The sequence below is a fragment of the Halorubrum sp. CBA1125 genome (assembly GCF_009742825.1).
Taxonomy (GTDB): domain Archaea; phylum Halobacteriota; class Halobacteria; order Halobacteriales; family Haloferacaceae; genus Halorubrum.
Genome location: NZ_WPCE01000307.1, coordinates 1 through 2,122, shown reverse-complemented (window position 1 = coordinate 2,122; position 2,122 = coordinate 1). Strand labels below are relative to the sequence as shown.

The following is a 2,122-nucleotide window of genomic DNA, read 5'->3' as shown; positions in this document are numbered from 1 at the left end:
ATCCGCGTCGGCGACGAGGTCGTGATCGAGGGGCCGAAGGCGTTCGCGGTGGGGCGCGCGGAGATGTCCGGCCCCGAGATGGTCTCGTCGACCCGCGGGGTGGCGAGCGAGGTTCGACACGTCGAAGAGGAGTGACGCCCGCGAACAGCCCACGCGCTGGCGGGCGTCGGTGGGTCCTGGCGGACGTCGACGGGTGCTGGCGACCCCCGGCCGCCGGTCGCGCAAGCGAACGGTTTTTGCGTTGACCGACGGGAGGGGAGGTATGGACGAGGACACCCCCGAGGAGGCGGCCGCTGCCGAGGCGGCGGCCCGGCCCGACGGCGGGACCGAGCGCGCGGACGAGCCGGCCGAGGACGTCGCGCTCGACCCGTGGGGGTCGGCGTCGGTCGGCGACTACGCCGACCTGTTCGCGGAGTTCGGCATCGAGGCGTTCGACGACGTCGCCGACGACGTCCCCGATCCGCACTACCTGATGCGCCGCGGGGTCATCTTCGGCCACCGCGAGTACGACGCGGTCGCCGAGGCGATGGCGAACGACGAGCCGTTCGCGGCGCTGTCGGGGTTCATGCCCACCGGCGACCCGCACATCGGCCACAAGCTCGTGTTCGACGAGATCATCTGGCATCAAGAGCAGGGCGGTGACGCCTTCGGGCTGATCGCCGACCTGGAGGCGCACTCGGCGCGCGGCATGTCCTGGGACGAGATCGACGAGCACGCGCGGAGCTACCTCCTGTCGCTGCTCGCGCTCGGGTTCGACCCCGAGGACGGCGAGCTCTACCGGCAGTCCGACAACCGGGCGGTCCAGGACCTCGCCTTCGAGCTGGGGTCGAAGGCCAACTTCTCGGAGTTCGAGGCGATCTACGGCTTCGACGGCGAGACCAACGTCTCGCACATGCAGAGCGTGGTCACCCAGACCGCCGACATCCTCTACCCGCAGCTCGTCGACGAGCCGAAGCCCACGGTGATCCCCGTCGGTCCCGACCAGGACCCCCACGTCCGATTGACCCGCGATCTGGCGACCCGCGTGCGCTACTTCAAGGTGACCGAGGCGTTCGCGAGCTTCGAGCTCGACGACGCCGAGCGACGGCTCGTCCGCGCCGCCTACGACGCGCTCGCCGCCGACGCCGACGACCCCGAGACCGACGTACGCTGTGAGGACGCGGCCGCGTGGCTCGCGGAGTACGAGCCGCCGGAACCCGACGCCGACGTCGACGACCCCGCTTCTGACCCCGCTTCCGACCTCGTCGACGCCAAGCCGACCGCGCTCGACAAGCTGCGGGCCGGCGGCAAGGAGCCGCTCCGACCCCGCGTCCGCTTCTTCGACCGCAACGCCACCGACGAGGCGTTCGAGGCGCTGATCGAGGCGGTCGACGGCGAGAAGCGCGTCTTCGAGGGCCACGTCGACGCGTTCGACCTGACGCGAGAGGAGGCCGAGTCGCTGGCGCGGGAGGTCGAGATCGCCCACGACGGCTTCGGCTTCCGCCAGCCCTCCTCGATCTACCACCGGTTCATGACCGGGCTCACCGGCGGGAAGATGTCCTCGTCGATCCCGGCGAGCCACATCTCGCTGCTCGACGACCCCGAGGACGGCTACGACAAGGTGAAGGCGGCGACGACCGGCGGGCGCGACACGGCGGAAGAACAGCGCGAACTCGGCGGCGAGGCCGACGAGTGTCCCGTCTACGAGCTGTACGCGTACCTGCTCGCGGGCGACGACGACGGGCTCGCGAAGGAGGTCTACTCCGAGTGCGTCAACGGCGAGCGGCTCTGCGGCGGCTGCAAGGAGCAGGCCGCGGAACTCATGCGGGAGTTCCTCGAAGACCACCAGGAGAAACGCGCGGAGGCCGAGGCGGTCCTCGACGACCTCGACATCGACCTCGACTCCGACCGTCGAGGCACCGGCGGAGAGCACTGAGGCGGTCCTCGAATCGAGGTCAGACCAGCCACGAGAGGACGCGTCCGGCGCGGTGAACGCCCTGTAGCGCGGCGACGCGGGCGGTCGACGCGGCGTCAGCGGCCGTCCGCGCCGCCGTCGTCGCGCCGCGTTCGACGCCGGTCCGGGCGTAGTACCCGGACTTCCGGCTGGCGGCGCCGACGTAGTGTTTCGCCGCCATCCGGATCG

Annotated in this window: 2 protein-coding genes and 1 pseudogene; 2 read left to right on the top strand and 1 reads right to left on the bottom strand. The window is 71.2% G+C overall.

Annotated features, from left to right (window positions below):
- Positions 1–135: PUA domain-containing protein (locus GJ633_RS16060; RefSeq protein ID WP_156589575.1), on the top strand; the 135-nt coding region annotated here is incomplete at its 5' end.
- Between the two features lie 127 nt (positions 136–262).
- On the top strand, positions 263–1,915 hold the full coding sequence (locus tag GJ633_RS16055; protein ID WP_156589574.1) for a tryptophan--tRNA ligase: 1,653 nt from the start codon (positions 263–265) through the stop codon (positions 1,913–1,915).
- Between the two features lie 19 nt (positions 1,916–1,934).
- Here the strand turns inward: GJ633_RS16055 and GJ633_RS16050 are convergent.
- Positions 1,935–2,122, bottom strand: a pseudogene (locus tag GJ633_RS16050) (histidinol-phosphatase); the annotation flags it as partial.